At 73.5% G+C, this 19,961-nt stretch carries 18 protein-coding genes and 1 pseudogene; 4 read left to right on the forward strand and 15 right to left on the reverse strand.

Going from position 1 to position 19,961, the window contains the following annotated elements:
* Together FYW99_RS09695 and FYW99_RS09700 are read left to right on the forward strand one after the other, a co-directional pair.
* Positions 1-231: pseudogene (locus tag FYW99_RS09695) on the forward strand (succinate--CoA ligase subunit alpha); the annotation flags it as partial.
* Complete coding sequence (locus tag FYW99_RS09700) at positions 228-1,775, forward strand: aldehyde dehydrogenase family protein (protein WP_150251710.1); 1,548 nt, start codon at positions 228-230, stop codon at positions 1,773-1,775. The pseudogene FYW99_RS09695 and the gene FYW99_RS09700, both read left to right, overlap by 4 nt.
* Before the next feature lie 52 nt (positions 1,776-1,827).
* Here the strand turns inward: FYW99_RS09700 and FYW99_RS09705 are convergent, their stop codons facing one another.
* The 7 genes from FYW99_RS09705 to FYW99_RS09735 all read right to left on the reverse strand — a co-directional run bounded on the left by FYW99_RS09705 (position 1,828) and on the right by FYW99_RS09735 (position 9,940).
* Entirely contained in the window at positions 1,828-2,220 is a 393-nt protein-coding gene (locus FYW99_RS09705) for a DNA-binding protein (protein ID WP_150251711.1), read from the reverse strand.
* Positions 2,217-2,501, reverse strand: coding sequence for a hypothetical protein (locus tag FYW99_RS09710; protein ID WP_150251712.1), 285 nt, complete (start codon positions 2,499-2,501; stop codon positions 2,217-2,219). Before FYW99_RS09710 ends, FYW99_RS09705 begins: the two co-directional genes overlap by 4 nt.
* Positions 2,502-2,605: 104 nt before the next feature.
* Positions 2,606-3,487 carry a formate dehydrogenase accessory sulfurtransferase FdhD gene (gene fdhD, locus FYW99_RS09715; protein ID WP_150251713.1) on the reverse strand — a complete coding sequence of 294 codons (882 nt, stop codon included), beginning with the start codon at positions 3,485-3,487 and terminating at the stop codon, positions 2,606-2,608.
* Between the two features lie 102 nt (positions 3,488-3,589).
* The gene (locus FYW99_RS09720) at positions 3,590-4,531 is read right to left on the reverse strand and encodes a 2Fe-2S iron-sulfur cluster-binding protein (RefSeq protein WP_150251714.1); all 942 of its coding nucleotides are present in this window, start codon (positions 4,529-4,531) and stop codon (positions 3,590-3,592) included.
* Entirely contained in the window at positions 4,528-6,498 is a 1,971-nt protein-coding gene (locus tag FYW99_RS09725; RefSeq protein ID WP_150251715.1) for an NAD(P)H-dependent oxidoreductase subunit E, read from the reverse strand. Before FYW99_RS09725 ends, FYW99_RS09720 begins: the two co-directional genes overlap by 4 nt.
* A 219-nt stretch (positions 6,499-6,717) precedes the next feature.
* Complete coding sequence (locus FYW99_RS09730; protein WP_150251716.1) at positions 6,718-8,661, reverse strand: molybdopterin oxidoreductase family protein; 1,944 nt, start codon at positions 8,659-8,661, stop codon at positions 6,718-6,720.
* A 268-nt stretch (positions 8,662-8,929) separates the two neighbouring features.
* Positions 8,930-9,940 (reverse strand): 2-dehydropantoate 2-reductase, encoded by a 1,011-nt coding sequence (locus tag FYW99_RS09735; RefSeq protein WP_150251717.1) that lies wholly within the window; start codon positions 9,938-9,940, stop codon positions 8,930-8,932.
* Between the two features lie 204 nt (positions 9,941-10,144).
* On the opposite strand from FYW99_RS09735, the gene FYW99_RS09740 reads away from it, so the two are divergent.
* The gene (locus FYW99_RS09740) at positions 10,145-11,233 is read left to right on the forward strand and encodes a molybdopterin-binding protein (protein ID WP_150252225.1); all 1,089 of its coding nucleotides are present in this window, start codon (positions 10,145-10,147) and stop codon (positions 11,231-11,233) included.
* Positions 11,234-11,300: 67 nt separating this feature from the next.
* Positions 11,301-11,984: a GntR family transcriptional regulator gene (locus FYW99_RS09745; RefSeq protein ID WP_190394611.1), complete on the forward strand. Its 684-nt coding sequence runs from the start codon at positions 11,301-11,303 to the stop codon at positions 11,982-11,984.
* Between the two features lie 34 nt (positions 11,985-12,018).
* Here FYW99_RS09745 and FYW99_RS09750 read toward each other — a convergent pair whose 3' ends face one another.
* The 8 genes from FYW99_RS09750 to FYW99_RS09785 all read right to left on the reverse strand — a co-directional run bounded on the left by FYW99_RS09750 (position 12,019) and on the right by FYW99_RS09785 (position 19,938).
* Complete coding sequence (locus FYW99_RS09750) at positions 12,019-12,513, reverse strand: DUF2087 domain-containing protein (RefSeq protein ID WP_150251718.1); 495 nt, start codon at positions 12,511-12,513, stop codon at positions 12,019-12,021.
* Positions 12,514-12,680: 167 nt separating this feature from the next.
* A complete protein-coding gene (locus tag FYW99_RS09755) occupies positions 12,681-13,499 on the reverse strand; it encodes an HAD-IIB family hydrolase (RefSeq protein WP_150251719.1) in 819 nt (272 codons plus the stop codon).
* A 43-nt stretch (positions 13,500-13,542) separates the two neighbouring features.
* Positions 13,543-14,469, reverse strand: a complete 927-nt coding sequence (locus FYW99_RS09760) for an STM4011 family radical SAM protein (RefSeq protein ID WP_150251720.1) — start codon at positions 14,467-14,469, stop codon at positions 13,543-13,545.
* Positions 14,466-15,812, reverse strand: a complete 1,347-nt coding sequence (locus FYW99_RS09765) for an STM4012 family radical SAM protein (RefSeq protein WP_150251721.1) — start codon at positions 15,810-15,812, stop codon at positions 14,466-14,468. Before FYW99_RS09765 ends, FYW99_RS09760 begins: the two co-directional genes overlap by 4 nt.
* On the reverse strand, positions 15,809-16,669 hold the full coding sequence (locus tag FYW99_RS09770; RefSeq protein WP_150251722.1) for an STM4013/SEN3800 family hydrolase: 861 nt from the start codon (positions 16,667-16,669) through the stop codon (positions 15,809-15,811). Before FYW99_RS09770 ends, FYW99_RS09765 begins: the two co-directional genes overlap by 4 nt.
* The gene (locus FYW99_RS09775; RefSeq protein ID WP_150251723.1) at positions 16,666-17,793 is read right to left on the reverse strand and encodes an STM4014 family protein; all 1,128 of its coding nucleotides are present in this window, start codon (positions 17,791-17,793) and stop codon (positions 16,666-16,668) included. The genes FYW99_RS09770 and FYW99_RS09775 overlap by 4 nt, the downstream gene beginning before the upstream one ends.
* Positions 17,790-18,812 (reverse strand): STM4015 family protein, encoded by a 1,023-nt coding sequence (locus FYW99_RS09780; RefSeq protein WP_150251724.1) that lies wholly within the window; start codon positions 18,810-18,812, stop codon positions 17,790-17,792. Before FYW99_RS09780 ends, FYW99_RS09775 begins: the two co-directional genes overlap by 4 nt.
* 76 nt (positions 18,813-18,888) lie before the next feature.
* Positions 18,889-19,938, reverse strand: a complete 1,050-nt coding sequence (locus FYW99_RS09785; RefSeq protein ID WP_150251725.1) for an STM4015 family protein — start codon at positions 19,936-19,938, stop codon at positions 18,889-18,891.
* Positions 19,939-19,961: the final 23 nt, after the last annotated feature.

Below are 19,961 nucleotides of genomic sequence, written 5' to 3' on the forward strand. Positions count from 1 at the left end.
TACGTGGCGGGCTTCACGGCTCCGGAGGGCAAGACGATGGGTCACGCGGGCGCGATCGTCTCGGGTTCCTCGGGCACGGCCGCCGCGAAGAAGGAAGCTCTGGAGGCCGTCGGCGTCAAGGTCGGCACCACCCCCAGCGAAGCGGCCCGGATGGTGCGTACCGTCCTGGCCGGAGCACCCCGCGGAGAGGAGGCGGGCGCCCTCTCCGAGGCGGCGCCCACGGCGCGATGACGGCGACGCTCAAGCCCGGCACCGACTGGGCGACCCTGTACACCCGCTGCCGCGAGGAGGCCCCGGAGGCCTTCGGACCCGACCGGACGCACAACCACTGGGGCGGCCGGTGGCGCGCCGACGGCGAGCCCCGGACCGCGTACTCGCCCGTGGACGGCTCGGAGATCGCGGGCCCGCCCATGCTCGACGGCGCCACCGCGGCCCGCGCGGTCGCCGGGGCCGCCGAGGAGCACCGCCGCTGGAGCGCGCTGCCCCTGGCCGAGCGCCGGGAGCGGGTCCGCGCCGCGGTCCGGGCCTGGGAGCGGCACCGCGACACCCTCGCGCTGGCCCTGGTCTGGGAGATCGGCAAGCCCTGGCGGCTGGCCCGCCAGGACGTGGACCGGGCGATATCGGGGGTCGAGTGGTACCTGGACGGCGTCGAGCCCATGCTGGAGGGACGCCTGCCCCTGGACGGCCCGGTCAGCAACATCGCGAGCTGGAACTACCCGATGAGCGTGCTGGCGCACGCGATGTGCGTCCAGGCGCTGGCGGGCAACGGCGTGATCGCCAAGACCCCCACCGACGGCGGGCTGGTCTGCCTGACCCTGGCCGTGGCCCTGGCGGTCCGCGAGGGCCTGCCGTTCACACTGGTCAGCGGAGGCGGCCGCGACCTCTCCCCGGCGCTGGTGCGCGGGCCCGAGATCGGCTGCGTGTCCTTCGTGGGAGGCCGGGACACCGGCGGCCGGGTGGCGGCCGACCTCGCCGACCTGGGGCGGCCGCACGTCCTGGAGCAGGAGGGGCTCAACTGCTGGGGCGTGTGGGAGTTCGAGGACTGGGAGACCCTCTCCGGGCAGATCCGTAAGACCTTCGACTACGCCAAGCAGCGCTGCACCGCCTATCCCCGGTTCGTCGTGCAGCGCTCGCGCTTCGACGCCTTCCTCGACGCCTACCTCACGGCGGTCCGGGCGGTGCGCTTCGGCCACCCGCTGGCCGTGGAGTCGGCCGGGGACGACCTGCCCGAGCTGGACTTCGGCCCGGTGATCAACGCGGCCAAGGCCAAGGAGCTGACCGACCGGGTGGCCGAGGCCGTCGCGGGCGGGGCCGTGCCGCTGTACCGCGGTGGACTGGAGGACGCGCTCCTGCTGCCGGGCCAGAACACCGACGCCTACGTGGCCCCGGTGGCCCTGTTGGAGCCGCCGCGCTCCTCGCCGCTCTTCCACGCCGAGCCCTTCGGCCCGGTCGACTCGATCGTGCTGGTGGACACCGAGGCCGAGCTGCTGGCCGCCATGAACGCCAGCAACGGCGCCCTGGTCGCCACGGTCTCGTGCGACGACACCGACACGGCCGCGCGCCTGGCCGCCGGGGTGCGGGCCTTCAAGGTCGGCGTCAACCGGCCGCGCTCGCGCGGGGACCGCGAGGAGCTGTTCGGCGGTTGGGGCGACTCCTGGCGGGGCGCCTTCGTCGGCGGTGAGCTGCTGGTCCACGCGGTCACGAGGGGACCTGCGGCCGAGCGCCCGCCCGGCAACTTCCCGCACTACACCCTGCGCCCCGAGGGACGCGTCTAGGGAGAAGCGCGGTCTTCCGGGTGACCGGCGGCTCCCCGGAAGACCGTCCTCCTCAGACAGCGACCAGGCGAACTGCGGAGCCGCACAGCCGGGACATGTCCCCGACATCCGATGTCAGCATCGTGACGGGAGACCGCTGCCGTAGGGCCACCTCCGCCACCATCGCGTCGATGGCGTACTGATGACCGTGCAGACCGGCCCGTTGGAGGAGTGCGGCGGCTGACCGCGCACTGTCCTTGCCGAGGTCCTCAACCCTGAGACGAGAGAGCACCCAGTTCAGCCTCGCGGTACCCACTCCTCGGTGTTGGACCTCGATGATGGTTGCCGCGCTGATGACCAGAGAACGATCCTCCTGGACCGCGGCGTCAATGAGGAGCATGGTCTTGCGGTCTCTGGTGATGAACCCGGACAGCCCTGCCGAGTCCAGGACGAGGGTGCCCCTCACACGGCCTCGCCCGAATCCCTGGCATCCTTCTGCTCGCCAGCCAACTCCGCTTTGGCCCAGGCGCGCTCCTCCTCAGTGAAGGCGCCGTACTCCTCCTGGTAGTCCGCGAGGTCCTGGGCGATCAGGTCGCTGCGCAACCGGTGCTCGACCGCTTCGGTGATGTAGGCGGAGAACTCTCGTTTCCCGGTGATGGCGCGCACCGCCTCAGCGGTGCCCTCCGGAAGCGAGAGGCTGACCCGAACCGAGGAACCACTGCCCACGGGAAGCTTGCCTTCAGTCATACGGCAAGTTTATCAAAGCGAGTGGGAATTGCTTCGGTTCTTCGGGGACCGGATGTCGGGAGCGGTCGGTGCAGGGGGCTGGAGCGCACCGGCCGCTCCCGCGTCTACCGACCCGGACCGCGGACGCCTCCCGTGGCCGCCGAAGGCGTGGTGTGCGCCTTCTTCAGGAGGATCCGGTGCCGTCCGGCGTAGACGTTCATGGAGGTTCCCCGGAGGAAGCCGACCAGGGTGATGCCCGCCTCCGCGGCGAGGTCGACGGCCAGGGACGAGGGCGCGGAGACGGCGGCCATCATCGGGATGCCGGCCATCCACGCCTTCTGGACCAGTTCGAAGGAGGCGCGCCCCGAGACCATCAGCACCGTCTCGCGCAGCGGGAGCCGTCCGGAGCGCAGCGCCCAGCCGACCAGCTTGTCCACCGCGTTGTGGCGGCCCACGTCCTCGCGCAGGGCCAGCAGTTCGCCGTCGGCGGTGAACAGCCCGGCGGCGTGCAGGGCGCCGGTGCGCTCGAACACCCGCTGCGCCTCGCGCAGCCGGTCGGGCAGCGAGGTCAGGGTCCGCGCTTCGACGCGCAGCCCGTCCCCGTCCACCGGCCACACGGCCTGGGTGCGCACGGCGTCCAGGCTCGCCTTGCCGCACAGGCCGCACGAGGACGTGGTGTAGAAGTTGCGCTCCAGGGAGGTGTCCGGGCGGGGGACCCCCGGGGCCAGGGACACGTCGAGCACGTTGTAGGTGTTCGAACCGTCCTCGGTGGCCCCGGCGCAGTAGCGGATCGCGGTGACCTCCTCGCCGCGGGAGACCACGCCCTCGCTCACCAGGAACCCCGCGGCCAGGTCGAAGTCGTTGCCGGGGGTGCGCATGGTGATGCTCAGCGGGTCCCCGTCCAGCCTGATCTCCAGGGGCTCCTCGACGACCAGTGTGTCCACGCGCTCGGTCGCGGACCCGTCCCTGATCCGGAGCACCTTCTCCCGGACCGTGACCCGTCCCATCCGCTCCACCGCCTTCCGGTGTACCTCTGTCCCGGTTCTATCTGATTTCGCCCGGTTTCTCATCCCCCGAGGTGGGCCCGCTCCGGAGCGGGCCCGCGGGGGTCAGCCGCCGCCGCGCCGCTGTACGTGCTGGAAGCCGAACCGGCCCTTGATGCACAGGTTCCCGTGGGTCACCGGGTTGTCGTGCGGCGAGGTGACCTTGACGATCTCGTTCTCCTGCACGTGCAGCGTAACGTTGCAGCCCACCCCGCAGTAGGTGCAGATCGTGGTGGTCTCGGTCTGCGCCTCCTCGTCCCAGGTACCCGCCTCGCGCATGTCGAACTCGGTGCGGAAGGACAGGGCGCCGGTGGGGCACACCTCGATGCAGTTCCCGCAGTACACGCAGGCCGAGTCGGGCAGCGTGACGTCGTGCTCGGTGGAGATGCGGGCGTCGAAGCCGCGCCCGGCCACCCCGATGGCGAAGGTGTTCTGCCACTGGTCACCGCAGGCGTCCACGCACTTGTAGCACATGATGCACTTGGAGTAGTCGCGCACGTACAGGTCGTTGTCCACCTTCGGGGGCTGCTCGACCGTCTCCGCGGCCGCGCCGTCGCCGGGCTCGTGGTCGCCCGCGTGGCGGGCGTCGCGCACGCCCAGCGCCGCGGCCTCGGCGCGCGGGCCGAACCGCTCGGGCTCGGCCTCGTAGCGCTCCATCCACTCGGCCACCTTCGGGGTGGTGGACAGGTCCACGGAGGAGCCGAGCAGTTCCAGGACCATCTTGCGGCTGTGCCGCACCCGCTCGGAGTCCGTGGCCACGCTCATGCCGGGCTCCAGCCTGCGCGAGCAGGCGGGGGCGAGCGTGCGCGCGCCCTCCACCTCCACCACGCACACCCGGCAGGCGTTCCGGGGGGTGAGGGTGTCGCCGTAGCACAGGGTGGGGATCTCGGTGCCCTCCCCGGCGCAGGCCTCCAGGACGGTGGTGCCCTCCGGGACGCGCACGGTGCGCCCGTCGATGGTCGCGTCGATCAGCCGCTTGGGCGGGGCCAGGAGTACGGGGACGGTCATCGGGCCTCCTCGGTTGCCGCCCGGGTGTCCGGGCCGGTGCTCTGGTGGGTGTCGTCGGTCGCGTCGAACAGGCCGAGCCGGTCGATCGCCGACTCCACGGCGTTCCACGCGGTCTGCCCCAGGCCGCAGATCGAGGCGTCGCGCATCGCCAGGCCGACCTCGCGCAGCAGGGGGACCTCGGCGGCGGCGTCGCCTCCGGACCTGATCCGCAGCAGCGACTCCTCCTGGCGCACGGTGCCCACCCGGCAGGGCACGCACTGGCCGCAGGACTCGTCGCGGAAGAAGGCCGCCACCCGGACCAGTGTCGCGACCAGGTCGGCGGTGTCGTCCAGGACCAGCACCACCCCCGAACCCAGGGACGTGCCCGCCGCGCGGGCCCCCTCGAAGGTCAGCGGGATGTCCAGCTCGTCCGCGCGGACGAAGGTCCCGGCCGCGCCGCCGAGCAGGACCGCCTGGATGGTGCGCCCCTCGGGCATCCCCCCGGCCGCCTCGACGAGGTCGCGCAGGGTGGCGCCGAAGGGCAGCTCGTACAACCCCGGGCGGCGCACGCCGCCCGACAGGCAGAACAGCTTGGGGCCGGTGGACTGGCCGGTGCCCACGGCCGCGTAGGCCGGTCCGCCCATCAGCAGGACGGGCAGCACGTTGACCAGCGTCTCGACGTTGTTCACGGCGGTGGGCTTGCCGAACAGCCCCTTCTCCACGGGGAAGGGCGGCTTGCTGCGGGGCTCGCCCCGGTAGCCCTCGATGGAGCCGAAGATCGCGGTCTCCTCGCCGCAGATGTAGGCGCCCGCGCCGCGCCGGATCTCGATGTCGAAGGCGAACCCCGAGCCCAGGATGTCCGGGCCGAGCAGGCCGCGCCCGCGGGCCAGGGCGATGGCGTTCTCCAGGTGGCGCAGCGCCCGGGGGTACTCGCCCCGGATGTAGAGGTAGCCGGTCCGCGCGCCCACGGCGTACCCGGCGACGGTCATCGCCTCGACGACGGAGAACGGGTCGCCCTCCATCAGGACCCGGTCCTTGAAGGTGCCGGGCTCGCTCTCGTCGGCGTTGCACACCAGGTAGTGCGGGCCGTCCGGCTGCTGGGCGGTGGCCTGCCACTTGCGTCCGGTGGGGAAGGCGGCCCCGCCCCGGCCGACGAGGCCGGAGTCGGAGACCTCCCGGATGACGCCGGCGGGGCCCAGGCGCAGCGCCTGGCGCAGCGCGGCGTACCCGCCCGCGGCGCGGTAGTCGTCCAGGCTGAGGGGGTCGACGGTGCCGATCCGGCGCAGCAGCACGTGGTCGGGCGAGCCCGCGTCGGGCACGGCCGCCGCGGGGTCGGGCTCGGGCGTGCTCCCGGGCAGGGGGTCCGCGCCGAAGGTGGTGGCGGGCTGGTGGCCGTTGGTCTCCGGCGCCCCGGTGTCGGGCAGGGCCTCCGCGGCCATGGCGTCCAGCGCCTCGGGCGTGGCGGGGGCGGCGACGGCGTACCGTGCCGGGGCGCCCGCCTCCACGGCCAGGGCGGCGGGCGCGCGCTCGCACATGCCCAGGCACGGGCTCTCGTGCCAGGCCGCCTCCCCGTCGTGGCCGCCGGGCGGGCCGAGGCGCTCGGCCAGCCGGGCGCGCATCCCGTCCGAGCCCGCCGCCGCGCACGCGATGTCGGTGCACAGGTGCACGACCCGGCGGGGCCTGCGGTGCAGGGCGAACATCGCGTAGAAGGAGGCGACGGCGTAGGCCTCCGCCGGGGGGACGGTCAGCCTGCGGCAGATGTGGTCGAGCGCGGGGCGGCTGATCCAGCCCACGCGGTCGTTCACCGCGTGCAGGGCCGGGAGGAGCAGGTCGCGCCGGTCGCGTGCGGAGTGGCCGCCCCGCGCGTAGCGCAGGTCGGCGTCCTGGCGGGTGCCGCCGTCCCAACCGGACTCGGGCGGCCCGAGCACGCTCTCGACGGCCTCGCGTTCGGCGGTGGTGGGCGTCTCGTCCAGGAATCGCAGGTCCACGCCGTGGTCACCTCATATCGAGTGTAATCCAGATCACAGGATTCTGTATACAGAGAACAGTATGATGACGGTGTTCGGGTTGACAACCCCTGTAAGCGGTAAGATCGCGTAAGGATGCCCCAGGGCGTCCGATGCGCTCTTGCAGGGCGTTGACCTGGCACGACGGGCCGTGCCGCCGCCGCAGGGGGCTGGGGCGACGGCACGGCCCTCCTTCTTTCCTCAGCTCGCGGCGGCGGCCGGGCGCGCCGGCCGCTCCACCCGTTCGATCCGCACGGCGGCGGCCTTGTACTCCGCCGTCCCCGCGATGGGGTCCGTGGCGTCGATGGTCAGCAGCTGGGTGTCCACCTGCTCGGGGAAGTGGAAGGTCATGAACACCAGGCCCGGCCGCATGGCCTCGGTGACCGAGACCGGGACCAGGACCGAGCCCCGCCGGGAGGTCACCCGGACCGTCTCCCCGTCGCCGACGCCGAGCTTGGCCGCGTCCTCGGGGGACAGGTCCAGCAGCTCGCCACGGCGCAGCGGCGAGGAGAACCCGCTGGTCTGCACCCCCGTGTTGTAGTCGTCCAGCCGTCGGCCGGTGGTCAGGCGGAAGGGGAAGTCCTCGTCCAGCAGGTCCACCGGCGGCGAGTGGCCCACGATCCCGAACGGCGCGGGTTCGCCGCGCTCGGCGGGGTCCTCCGACCACAGCCGCGCGTGCAGGTAGCTCGGCTCCACGGCGTCCTCGGAGTAGCACGGCCACTGGATGCCGTGCAGTTCGGCCAGACGCGCGTAGCTCATGCCCCGGTGCATGGGGGAGAGTGCGCGGACCTCGTTCCAGATCTCCTCGGCGGAGGGCCGCGCCCAGTCGTGGCCCAGCCGGGTGGCCAGGTCGCACATGATCTCGATGTCGTCGCGGGCGCCCTCCGGCGGGTCCAGCGCCCTGCGCACCAGCTGTACGCGGCGCTCGCTGTTGGTGAAGGTGCCGTCGGACTCGCACCAGGAGGCGCTGGCCGGGAGCACCACGTCGGCCAGTTCGGCGGTGCGGGTCAGGAAGATGTCCTGCACGACCAGGTGGTCCAGGCCGCGCAGGCGGCGGGTGGTCTTGTGCGTCTCGGGCTCGGACTGGACGGGGTTCTCCCCGATCACGTAGAGCGTCTTGAGTTCGTGCTCGTCCATCGCCTCGAACATCTGGGTCAGGTTCAGGCCCTTGTCGGGCTGGATCTCCCGTCCCCAGGCGGCCTCGAAGGGCGCGCGCACCCGGGCGTCCAGGAGGTCCTGGAACCCGACCAGGCGGTCGGGGATGGCGCCCATGTCGCCGCCGCCCTGCACGTTGTTCTGGCCGCGCAGCGGGTTGAGCCCGGACCCGTACCGCCCCACGTGCCCGGTGAGCAGCGACAGGTTGATCAGCGAACGGACGTTGTCGGTGGCGTTGTGGTGCTCGGTGATGCCCAGCGTCCAGCACATCTGGGCGCGTTCGGCGCGGGCGTAGGCGTGCGCCAGCTCGCGGATGGCCTCGGCGGGCACGCCGGTCTCGGCCTCGGCGGCGGCCAGCGTCCACGGCTCCACCAGCGCGCGGTACTCGTCCAGGCCGCTGGTGGCGCGCTGGACGAAGGTGTCGTTGGCCAGTCCCGCGTGCAGGATCTCGCGGCCGATGGCGTGCGCCAGCGGGATGTCGGTGCCCACGTTCAGGCCCAGCCAGCGGTCGGCCCACTCGGCGGTCGGGGTGCGCCGGGGGTCCACCACGAACAGGCGCGCCCCGCGCCGCACGGCCTTGAGCACGTGCTGGAAGAAGATCGGGTGGGCGAAGCGCGGGTTGCCGCCCCAGATCACGATGAGGTCGGTGTCCTCGATCTCGGTGTAGGAGGAGGTGCCCCCGCCCGAGCCGAAGGCCGCGGCCAGCCCGGCGACGCTGGGCGCGTGGCAGGTGCGGTTGCACGAGTCGACGTTGTTGGTGCCGACGACGACGCGGGTGAACTTCTGCGCCATGAAGTTCATCTCGTTGGTGGCCCGGGCGCAGGAGAGCATGCCGAAGGAGTTGGGGCCGTGTTCGGCCACCCCGCGCCGGAACCCGGCGGCCGCGCGGTCCAGGGCCTCCTCCCAGGAGGCCGGGCGCAGCTCGCCGCCGTCACGGACGAGGGGCTGGGTGAGTCGGTTGTGGGGTGCGGAGAAATCGTCGGATCGCATGTGGCCTCGCATGGTGTTCGTGGCCGGATTCGTCCGGGCCGCCGGGCGGCGACATTGTTCGGATACTGCATACAGTATTGAGACGGTGCGGACAAGGGTCAAGAGTGCGTAGGAAAGCGGACTGGTCGGAAGTGTTGTTGGTGTGTCCCGTGGGTTCTGACCTGCGGTGATCTCGTACTTGTGGCGCGTCTCGACCGTCCGACCCCGCTATGAGTACAAGATCACGGCCGGGGAGGGGTCCACCGGCGGACCTTTGCGGTCAGTGCGTCTAGGCCGCGACGGAGGGCTCCGAGGGCGTGGGGGCGGGTGCGTCCAGCATCCGGGCGTTGAGCAGTCCCGCGACGGCGTCGACCGCCCGGAGCGCGGGAGCGGGGGCGCCGGTCAGGTCGGCCAGCTCCACCACGGCGGACAGGATGACGTCCAGCTCCATGGGGCGTCCGCGCTCCAGGTCGTGCAGGGTGGAGGTGCGGTGGTCGCCGGTGCGCTCGGCCCCGGCCAGGCGCCGGTCGATGGAGACGGCGGGGCGCACGCCCAGCCGCGCGGCCACGTCCAGGGTCTCGGCCATCATGGTGCGGGCCAGTTCCCTGGTCGGGCGGTTGCGGCAGATCTGCACCATGGTGGAGCGGCTCAGCGCGCTCAGCGGGTTGAAGACGATGTTGCCCATCAGCTTCACCCAGATGTCCTCGCGCAGGTCCTGCTCGATCGGACACTTGAGCCCGCCCGCCTCCATCGCGGCCTGGAGGTCGCGGCAGCGCCGGGAGGAGGAGCGGTCCGGTTCGCCGATGGAGAACCGGGTCCCCTCGATGTGCCGGATCACGCCGGGTCCGGCGATCTCGGTGGCCGCGTAGACCACGCAGCCCACGGCGCGCTCGACCGGGATCGTCCGGCTGACCGCGCCGCCGGGGTCCACGCTCTCGATCCGGTGCCCGGCCAGGGGCCCCTCGATCCCGTGGAAGTACCACCAGGGGATGCCGTTCTGGGCGGCGACGACCATGGTGGAGGGGCCCATCAGGGGGCGCAGCAGCGGGCCGCAGGCCGCGTAGTGCTGGGCCTTCAGGCCGAGGATGACGGCGTCCACGGGCCCGACCTCGGTGGGGTCGTCGGTGGCGTGGGGGTGCGCGTCGAAGTCCCCGCGCGGGCTGAGGACCCGGACCCCCCGCTCGCGCAGGGCCCGCAGGTGCTCGCCGCGCGCGATGAGGTGCACGTCGGCCCCGCCCCTGTGCAGCGCGGCTCCCGCGTAGGCGCCGATCGCTCCGGCGCCGAGTACGGCGATTCGCATGAGGACTCCTTTCCATAAAATACTGTATACAGTATGCTTCAGGGCAGCGTTCTTCACCCGACGACAGGGAGAGAAGGAATGCCCGACCCGGTTGCCCCGGAAACTTCTCCGCTTCTTCACGGAAAAAGCCACCCGCGCGCACCGCTGCCCTGGACCAAGGCGCGGGAGCTGGCGTGGGTGACCGGCGCCGAGGGTGGACAGCCCATGGCCGAGGAGCCGCTCGACGGCGCCCTCGGTGCCACCCTCGGCGCCGACCTCGTCTCGGCGGTCGACGTCCCGGTACTGGACAGCGCGGCCATGGACGGGTACGCGGTGGCCGGTGAGGGCCCCTGGACCGTCCTCGGCCGCTCGCTCGCCGGGCGCCGGGGACCCGTCGTCCGCCTGAACCCGGGGGAGGCGGTGGAGGTCGCCACGGGCGCCGTCGTGCCGGAGGGCACCACCGCCGTCCTCCCCTGGGAGCGGGCGACGGTGTCCTCCGGGCGCGTGCGCGGCGGGGCCGAGACCGGCAGGCACATCCGCCGCAAGGGCGAGACCACTCCCGCCGGGGCGCTGGCCGCGCGCCGCGGCAGCCCCGTCACCCCCGCCCTCCTGGGCCTGGCCGCGAGCCTGGGCCTGGACACGCTGCCCGTGGTCCGCCCCCCGGTGCGCGTCCTGGTCACCGGGGACGAGGTCGTGCGCGAGGGAACGCCGCGCCCGGGCACCGTGCGCGACGCGATCGGCCCGCTGCTCCCCGGACTGGTCGCCTGGGCCGGAGGGCGCTGCCTGCCCGCCCTGGCGGTCGCCGACCGCGGCAGGGACACGGCACGGGCCCTGGAGGCGTCCCCGCCCTCCGAGGTCGTCGCGGTCTGCGGGTCCTCCTCGGCCGGGCCCGCAGACCACCTGCGCCCGGTACTCGCCGGACTCGGCGCGCGGATGGTCGTCGACGGCGTGGCCTGCCGCCCCGGGCACCCGCAGGTGCTGGCCGTGCTGCCCTCGGGAACGGTGGTCGTGGGCCTGCCGGGCAACCCCGGCGCCGCGCTGGCCGCCGCGCTCACGCTGCTCGTCCCGGTGCTCACCGGCCGCGCGGACCGGCGCGACCCCGCCCACCTCGGCCGCCGGGTCCGGCTCATCGGACCGACCCCGCCGCACCCGACGGACACCCGCCTGGTGCCGGTGCGCGTCAGCCGCGACCTGGCGGTGGAACTGCCCGGCACCGGTTCGGCCGACCTGCGCGCCGCCGCCGTCGCGGACGCCCTCGCGGTCGTGCCGCCGGGCCGCCGGGCCGGCCGAGTCGAACTCGTGGAGCTGCCGTGACGGCGCACCCGCCTGCCGCCTTTTGTACACTGTCTACAAAGCCCACGCATCCGGATGGAGCCGCCCTATGTCCCCACAGGGGTTGAACGCCGTCGCGGGACGGGTCCAGCGCCCCGTGCCGCTGCGTGAAGCCGTGTACGAGGCCATCCTCGACCTGATCACCAACCGGTCGCTCTCGCCCGGTCAGCACCTGGTCGAGACCGAGCTGGCCCAGACCCTCGGCGTCTCGCGCCAGCCGGTCCGCGAGGCGATGCAGCGGCTCAGCAACGAGGGGTGGGTGGACCTGCGGCCCGGATACGGGGCGTTCGTGCACACGCCCACCGAGAGCGAGGCCGACCAGCTCCTGGCCGTGCGCGCCCTGCTGGAGACGGAGTCGGCCCGCCTGGCCGCGCAGAACGCCTCGTCCGAGCAGATCGGGTTCCTGCGCGACCTGGTCGCCGCCGGGCGCGCGGCCACCGACCGCGCCGACACCGACGCGGTCGTCCAGGCCAACGCCGACTTCCACCGCACCGTCACCGAGGCCTCTGGCAACGGGGTGCTCGCCGAGCTGGCCGCGCAGGTCGACCGGCGGGTGCGCTGGTACTACGCCCCGGTCGCCCGCGTCCGAGGGGCGGCCTCCTGGGACGAGCACTCCGCCCTCGTCGACGTCATCGAGGACCGTGACGCGGACGCGGCGCTGAGACTGATGAGCGAGCACACCGAGCGCACCCGGCGCACCTACCACGAGCAGGTGGACGGCGTGGAGGCCTGAGCCGCCGCGGGTGACGGGACGGGCGCGCGGAGGCTCAGGCCTCCACGACCCGGTACGCGCTGCCGTCGTCGTCGCGGGTCAGGTAGCCCTCGTCCACGAGGTGGCGGCGCATGGCCGAGTGGTCGTCACAGCAGGACCGCAGGGCGGCGTTCACCTGCTTCTCGGTGTAGGTCGCCCCGGGGGCGAAGAACCGGTCGGTGATCCGCGCGAGCACCCGCACGCGCAGCTCGCGCCTGGCGGGCAGCGCGCTCAGCCGCCCGTCGTGGAACAGCGCGTCCACCGGGTCCCGGCGCACGGGCCGGTGCTCCTCCAGGGCGGCGGAGAACACCTCCGGCACGCACACCACGCGGCCGTCGTCCTCGCGCACCAGTCCCGCGTCCGAGAGCCGGGCCAGGTTCCTGCGCCCCCGCCCGTCCGCGCGGACCTCCCCGGCGGGCAGCCCCCCGGCTCCCGCGGCGACCACGCGGGCGTAGAGCGCCAGGCGGTCGGAGTTGGCCAGGGACGAGACGATCTGGGTGGGGTGCGGCAACGGTGAGCCCTTCTCCGGGTACGTGTGGGGCGACCCTAGGAGGCGGACCCGAGCCCGGTCCAGGTGTTTTCCGGCGCGGTGTCCGGGGCCGGCTCCCTTCGCCGTGATCTGGTACTTACAGCGAGGCCGAGCGCCGACATCGGCTACGAGTACAAGATCATCGCAGTTCAGCGCTCCGCGAGCAGCTGCTCGACCACCCGGCCCACGCCGTCCTCGTTGCTGGACGGGGCCACCCGCAGTCCCAGCGCGGGGTCGAGCAGGTCGGGGTGCCCGCTGGACATGGCGTACCCCGCGCCCGCCCAGGACAGGGCGGCCAGGTCGTTGGGCATGTCGCCGAAGGCCACCACCTCCTCGGCGGACACCCCCCACCGCTCGCAGACCATCGCGAGTGTGCTGCCCTTGTTCACGCCCGGCGCGCTCAGCTCCAGCAGGCTGTAGCTGCCCGAGTAGGTCACCTCCGCCAGCGACCCGACCGCCGCCGCGGCCGTCTCGTGCAGCTCCTCCACCGGCATGTCGCGGGCGCGCACGAGCAGCTTGGTGATCGGGGTGGCCCGCTTCAGCAGCGTCTCGGTGTCCTCCAGCACCTCGCGCACCCACTCGCCGGACAGCCACGGCTCCAGGTGGTAGTCGGCGTCGTGGAAGAAGTCGGTGCCGGTCTCGATGCCGTAGCCGATCCCGGTCAGCTCCGCGTTGAGCTTCTCGACCACCGAACGGGCGGTGTCCGGGGAGATGGCGCGCACCAGCGGTTCGTCGCCGGGCACGTGGGCCAGCGAGCCGTTGCCGCAGAGCACGGCGGCGCAGGGAAGCTGCTCGGCGATGTGCTGCGTGGTCCGCGGCGGGCGCGCGGTGGAGACCACCACCCTGACGCCCGCCTCCGCGGCGGCGGCCAGCGCCCGCCGGTTGCGTTCGGAGACCAGGCCTCCCGCGTCCAGGAGTGTGCCGTCGAGGTCGGTCGCGATAACCCGGGGAAAGACCATGGTGGGCATTATGTCGGTTCCCTGTGACGTTGCGAAGCGGTTTTGACCCGTCTCACACGAGAGGGAGCGGGGAGCCGAAGGCGGCGGGGACCCGTTCCACCACCCCGCCCCGGAACACGTCGTACAGGTCCAGGGACTCAAGGTGGACGTAGCCGATGTGACAGTCGCAGCTGGTCAGCGGGCACGCGCGGGGGCCGAGTCGGGCGGCGAACGAGCCGTCGTAGAGGTTGCCCATCGGGGTGTCCACGAAGTGGCACCGGCGCACGTCGCCGTCCCCGTCCACGGACAGCACAGTGTCACCGGTACGGCAGGGCAGACCCCGGCTGGGGTGGGGGCTGCGGCTGTAGTGGAAGTGGGGGTCCAGGGCCTGCCACCGCGCGGCCTCCGCGTCGGTGTAGGTCCGGCCCTCGGCGGCGTTCACCCACAGGTACACCTGCTCGGGCAGGTCGGCGCGCATCCGCCGGGCCGCCGCGAGGTGCTCCGGTTCGCCGACCACGCCGACGCTGAACCGCACCCCCATGCCGACCAGCTCGCGCGCCTTGGCCAGGAAGCGCTCATGGGTCACCTGGCCGGGGTGGTAGGTGGTCCACAGCGCGGCGGTGCCGGGGTCGCAGTCGGCCAGCCAGCCCAGGCGTCCGCTCAGGTTGGTCTGGATGGCCACCCGTTCCACGTGCGGCAGGTGGCTGAGCCGGGTGATCGCGGTCCGGTACCAGGACCGCACCAGCCCCTCGCCCCACGGGGTGAACAGCACCGAGACCCGGGTGCCGGGGTGCTCCGCCTCCAGCGCGGCCACCCAGTCGGTGAAGCGCTCCAGCGCGGCGCGGTCGGCGCGCAGCGTCTCGGGGTTGTCGCGCCGCTTGGCGAAGGGGCAGTACGGGCAGTCGTAGTCGCAGCTGGCCAGCGGACCGCGGTAGAGCAGGGTCAGGTGCGACGGGAGCGCGGGGCCCGAGGCCGGGGAGGAGGGGGTCACCGCGCTCACCGGGCCTCGTAGTCGGCCATCAGCGCCGCCACCCCGGCGGAGAAGAACATCGGACCCACCGCGTCGGAGTGGGCGAGCCCCTCCGGGGTCAGCCGCAGCAGGTCCGGCGCACCGTCGCGCTCCAGCCAGCCGCGCCCGTCGAGTACCGCCAGGGTCGCGGCGAAGTCCTCCTCGGGGCGGGAGCCGAACCGCTCGGCGTAGGCGGCGGTGTCCATCCCCTCCGCGAGCAGCAGCGACTGGAGCAGGTGGCGGCGGCGCCGCTCGTCCCCGTCCATGTCGAACCCCACCTCGGCCCGGGCGAAGTCGGCCCGGTCGCGGCCCGTGTAGTCGGCGATGATCGACCGCACCTGCCCCACGCCCACGGCGTAGTCGAAGGAGTAGTGCGCGGCGGAGGTGTAGGAGCGGGCCCCGCAGCCCAGTCCCACCATGCCGTCGGTCTGGCAGGAGTGGTCCGGCCCCTGCGCCGCCGGGGCGTCCGCCCGCCGGAACATGCGCATGGACACCTGCTCGTAGCCGCGTTCGCGCAGGTGGTCGCGGCCCTGGCGGTACAGGCCCAGCCGGTGGTCGTCCCACGCGCGTGCGCGGCGGCCCAGCCCGGTGAGCGGACGCACGTACAGCGGGTACAGGTAGACCTCCTCCGGCTCCCACTCCAGCGCCGTGTCCAGGGAGTAGGCCCAGGTGCGGGCGTCCTGGCGGTCGATGCCGTAGATGAGGTCCAGGTTGAGGTCGGCCGAGGCGTGCTCGCGGATCGCGGCCAGCGCCCGGTCCACCTCGGCGCGCTTCTGCGGACGCCCGGCCGCGTGCGCCTCGGAGTCCAGGAAGCTCTGCACACCCATGCTGATCCGGGTGGCGCCGCGCGCGTCGAGCACCGCCAGCCGGTCGGGCGTGGCCGTGGCCGGGGAGGTCTCCACCGACACCGGGACCGCCGACAGGTCCACCCCGAACGCGCGCTCGGTGAGGTCGTAGACCCGGGTGAGCTCCTCGGCGGTCAGGTAGGTGGGGGTGCCGCCGCCCAGGGCGGCCCGGGCGAAGGCGGCGCCCTCCGGCAGCGCCCCGGCCACCGCCTCCGCCTGCCGCTCCAGCGCGTCCAGGTAGGCGGTGACCTGCTCGGCCGGGGGAGTGGAGCGGGTGAACAGGTTGCAGAACCCGCAGCGCATCTCGCAGAACGGGATGTGCGCGTACAGCGACAGCGCGCCGACGTCCTCGCCGCGCCACAGGTCGGCGAGCGCGGGGCGCTCGGTGAAGGGCCGGTAGGCGCTCTTGTGCGGGTAGGCGTAGACGTAGGACTGGTAGGGGGAGTCGGCGCGCACCGGTTCGGGGCGCGGGGTCAGTGCGGTGGTCACGCGGTCGCCTCCTGGGCGTCGGCGGGAGCGGTGCGTCCCCGGGGCAGGAACGCGTGGGCGTAGGGGACCGTCCACACGGTCTCGTGGCCGATCCGGTGGCCGGTGTAGCCGTCCTCCCCGTAGGCGGTGCCGTGGTCGGAGCACACGATCGCGAAGCAGGGGCGGCGGGCCGACATCGCGGCCAGCAGCGGCGGCAGGTGTCGGTCCACGTACTCCAGGGCCGCGGCGTGGCTGCGCCTGGTGTCGCCGTCCTCCCGGACGGCCCCGGGCAGGTGGAACCAGTTGGGCTGGTGCAGCGCCGACACGTTGAGCAGCAGGAACAGCGGCTGGTCCGCGGGGCGCTCCCCGGCGATCCGGGCGGCGCACGCCACCTGGTGCTCGAAGGAGCGGGGGTCGGTCACGCCGAAGGACTCCTCCCAGTGGCTCTCGGCGAACATGTCCGGGATGACCGAGCCCACCGCCGACCGCCGGTTGAAGAAGCCCGTGCCCCCCACGCAGGCCGTGTGGTAGCCGGCCCGGGCCAGCCCGGAGGCCAGGTCCGGAGCGTCGAAGGTCCAGGTGCCGGGCGCGGTGGACACGCTGCCGGGGAACGCGGCGGCGAACAGGCGCGGGTGCGGCCCCGGAGAGGCGGGGGTGGGCAGGAACCCGGCGAGCATCGCCAGGTGGGAGGCGTAGGTGAAGCTCGCGGGCGCGTGCCTGCGCTCCCACCGCCCGCCCGGCAGCAGGCGGGCCAGGTTCGGGGTGCGGCCCGCCTCGGCCAGTTCGGCGGCCACGTCGTGGCGGAGGGTGTCCAGGGTGAGCAGCAGGATGTCGTGCGTGCCCACCACGGCGTTCATGTCGGGTGCGGTGCTGTTCATGCGCTCTCGGGTTCGGGGACGGGGAAGGGGACGGGGAAACGTCCGGTGGCCAGGGCGTGCAGTTGCTCGGCGTAGGTGTCGCGGCCCTCGTGCAGGACGCCGGGGAGCAGGTCGCCGAAGGCGTTGACCTCGCACACGGCGAACTCCCGCCACCCGGGGGAGGCCAGCAGGTCCACCCCGGCGTGCAGGGTGCGCGGGAAGCACGCGGCGGCGGCCTCGGCGGTGGCCATGGCCCGCGCCCAGGCGTGCGGGCCGACCGACTCCCGCAGGGCCGCCAGGTCGCCCCGGGCGTTGCCCAGGTGCAGGTTGGTCATGGGTGAGGACGAGGAGCGCACCACGACGTGGGCGGCCCGGCCCGCGACCACCACCACGCGCAGGTCCACGGCCTTGCCCGCGAACCCCGCCTTGGGCACCCACCGCTCCACGTGCAGGTGGTCGGGGGCCAGGGCGTCCACCACCGCCGCGACGTCCTCCTCGCTGGTGTAGGTGCGCAGCCGCAGGCTGTTGTACAGCTCCGCGGACCCGTCGGCGCCCCGGACCAGGTCGGCCGAAGTGACCGCGCGGATCCGCCCGCCGGAGGCGGTGGCCAGCGCCACCACGCCGGAGGCCGAGGAGCCGTGCGCGGGCTTGACGAACACCCGCGGCCAGCGGTGGGCGTCCATCGCCGCCCGCAGCGACGCGTAGCCGGTGACCGGCCCGGGCAGGGCGGGCGGCACCGGCACCCCGGCCGCCGCCAGACGGGCGTGGCAGCGCCGCTTGTCGCACATGTCCACCAGGTCCGCGGGCTCCTGGAGCAGGGCCGCGCCCGGCGTGACGCGCACCGCTTCCGCGAGCCGGTCCAGCGCGGCCCGGAACCCGGCGTGCTGGTCGCCGGTGCCCTCGGCCCGGTACAGGTCGGGGGTGTGCTCCCAGCCCCGCAGCAGGCGCTCGGTCTCCGCGTCGCCACCCGGCGAGTCCACCCGGACCACGGCGTCCTCCGGCAGCTCCACCGGCCCGGAGGCCAGCGCGCGCCACGGCACGACCACCGGTCCGGGAAGACCGCGGGCCTCGGCCGCGGCGCCGAACAGCTCCAGGCGCCGGTGGCCGGGGACCCCCACGACGACCAGGGGGCGTTCGGGGGTCATTCGGAGACCGCGGTGAAGTAGTACACCCTGTCCCCGTGGGTGTACGGTTCCCGGTGCTCGGACAGGTCGACCTCCACACCGGGCAGGGCCTCGCGGACGCGCGCCTGCGTCTCCTCGGACAGGTAGTGGTGGTGCAGGTCCAGGCGGCGCAGCCCCGCGAACGCGGACGCGGCCTCCACCAGGGCCTGTCCGCCCTTGTCGGTGAGGACGCCCAGGGACAGGTCCAGGACCTCCAGGGAGGCCAGGGCGGGGGCCTGGGCCAGAACGGGGATCCAGTCGTCGACGTCCTCGGCGTTGCGCAGGCCCAGGTGGCGCAGCTCGGGGAAGGCCTCGCCGGAGAGCACCCGCGCCAGGTCGTCCGGGGCGGTGTCACCCCGGTAGTTCTCCACACCCAGCCACAGTTCGAGGTTCTCCAGCGCGGGCAGCGGCGAGGCGGCGACCTCGCGCGAGACCTGGCCGGGCAGGCCGCCGCTCTGGAGGACCAGGGTCCGCAGGCCGGTGTGCTCGGCCAGGGCCATCTCCAGCTTGCCGTCGCCCAAGTAGGGGTCTCCGGTGCCGCGCACGGTCAGCTCCTCCAACCGGGGGAACGCCGCGACCAGGGGCGCCAGGTCGGTCTGGTGGATCCAGGAGATCTCGTACTCCTCCTGGAGGATCTCGCCGAAGAACAGCGCACGCAGCCGGGGGAACGCGTCGGCGCTGCCGATGAGCGCGTCGCGCGGGACGGTCGAGGGCGGCTCCTCCTCGAAGTCGCCCCAGCCGCCGATGATCAGGGCCCGGATCTGACCGGTGTCCACGGCCGCGAGGAACCGGGCGAAGTAGTCCCCGAAGTCCTCGGCGGGGTAGACCGACGAGACGCGCAGCCGCCACGCCACCGAGCCGGGGTCGGCGATCGCCGCGGCCAGCTCCTCGGGGGACTGGGCGGGCTCCTCGGAGTAGGTGCCGGCCTCCTCGGTCTCGACCGCGGGGAACTCGACCACGGGCAGGCCCGCGAACTCGGTGACGTGGTGGTTGTTCAGCATCGGGGGGCTCCTACCTCGGGGTTTCGGGCAGGAACATATCTAGCAGCCCGGGGCGACACAACGGACGGTGCGGGCCCTACTCGGTGACGGCCGCGTAGTAGCCGGCCGAGTCGTAGTCGAAGTTCTCGCTCTCCCAGTCGCTGTCGACCTCGCGGTCGGACAGGTCCACGTCCACACCGGTCGCGGCGAAGGCGGCCTGGACGTGCTCGCTCATCTCCTCGGACAGGTAGTGGCGGTGCAGGTCGAGCCGCTTCAGGTGCCCGAACGCGGGTGCGGCCTCGACCAGGGCCCGCGCGCCCTTGTCGGTGAGGGTGCCCAGGGACAGGTCCAGGGTGTGCAGGCGCGAGGTGACGGGGGCCCCGGCGAGGACCGGAACCCAGTCGTCGGTGTGCTCGGCGTTGCGCAGCCCCAGCGACCGCAGCCGGGGGAAGGCCTCGCCGGACAGCACCGGGGCGAGGTCCTCCGGGGTGGTGTCGCCCCCGTAGTTCTCCACGCCCAGCCACAGCTCCAGGTGCTCCAGGTTCGGCAGCCCGGACGAGACGGTCTCGCGGGTGAGCTTCGCGGGCAGTCCTCCGCCCTGGAGGGTGAGGCGGCGCAGCGAGTCGTGCCGGGGCACGTGCAGGCTCATGTCGCCCGTGCCGCGCACCGCGAACTCGGTCAGCCGGGGGAGGGCGTCCAGGACCGGGGCCATGTCGCCCAGTTCGATCCACGAGGCCTCGATCTGCTCGTAGGTCACGTCGCAGTAGAAGAGGGAGCGCAGCCCGGTCAGGTCCGGCGCCACCTCCAGGAGGGCGCGCTTGAGGGGGTCGGGACACTGCACGGAGAAGGTCTCCCGCATGTCCCCGAGCACGACGGCGGCGACCCGGTCCTGGTCCACCTGCGCGATGAACCGCCGGTAGTCGTCCAGGGGCTCCTCATCGTCGCTGAGGCGCCAGGCCACCGACCCGGGGTCGGCCAGGGCCGCGGCCAGTGCCGGGGGCGGGTAGGGGCCGGGGCCGGCGAAGCTCCGGCCCAGCCGCTCCGCCCTTTCGCGCTCCTTCTCCGCCTCCCGCGTCCACCCCTCTGAGGAGCGGTACTCCACGACGGGCAGTCCGGCGAACTCGGTCAGGTGGGTGTCGAAGGCCAAGGGGACTCCCGGTCTCTCGGAGG

The sequence above is a fragment of the Nocardiopsis deserti genome (assembly GCF_008638355.1).
In the GTDB taxonomy this organism is placed as follows: Bacteria; Actinomycetota; Actinomycetes; order Streptosporangiales; family Streptosporangiaceae; genus Nocardiopsis; species Nocardiopsis alborubida.

Bases quoted from the DNA above. Each gene is read 5' to 3' on its own strand.
- FYW99_RS09720 (WP_150251714.1), bottom strand. From the start codon at position 4,531: ATGACCGTCCCCGTACTCCTGGCCCCGCCCAAGCGGCTGATCGACGCG.
- FYW99_RS09700 (WP_150251710.1), top strand. From the start codon at position 228: ATGACGGCGACGCTCAAGCCCGGCACCGACTGGGCGACCCTGTACACC.
- FYW99_RS09770 (WP_150251722.1), bottom strand. From the start codon at position 16,669: ATGAACAGCACCGCACCCGACATGAACGCCGTGGTGGGCACGCACGAC.
- fdhD (WP_150251713.1), bottom strand. From the start codon at position 3,487: ATGGGACGGGTCACGGTCCGGGAGAAGGTGCTCCGGATCAGGGACGGG.
- FYW99_RS09730 (WP_150251716.1), bottom strand. From the start codon at position 8,661: ATGCGATCCGACGATTTCTCCGCACCCCACAACCGACTCACCCAGCCC.
- FYW99_RS09775 (WP_150251723.1), bottom strand. From the start codon at position 17,793: ATGACCCCCGAACGCCCCCTGGTCGTCGTGGGGGTCCCCGGCCACCGG.
- FYW99_RS09735 (WP_150251717.1), bottom strand. From the start codon at position 9,940: ATGCGAATCGCCGTACTCGGCGCCGGAGCGATCGGCGCCTACGCGGGA.
- FYW99_RS09755 (WP_150251719.1), bottom strand. From the start codon at position 13,499: ATGCCCACCATGGTCTTTCCCCGGGTTATCGCGACCGACCTCGACGGC.
- FYW99_RS09710 (WP_150251712.1), bottom strand. From the start codon at position 2,501: ATGACTGAAGGCAAGCTTCCCGTGGGCAGTGGTTCCTCGGTTCGGGTC.
- FYW99_RS09745 (WP_190394611.1), top strand. From the start codon at position 11,301: ATGTCCCCACAGGGGTTGAACGCCGTCGCGGGACGGGTCCAGCGCCCC.
- FYW99_RS09780 (WP_150251724.1), bottom strand. From the start codon at position 18,812: ATGCTGAACAACCACCACGTCACCGAGTTCGCGGGCCTGCCCGTGGTC.
- FYW99_RS09740 (WP_150252225.1), top strand. From the start codon at position 10,145: ATGGCCGAGGAGCCGCTCGACGGCGCCCTCGGTGCCACCCTCGGCGCC.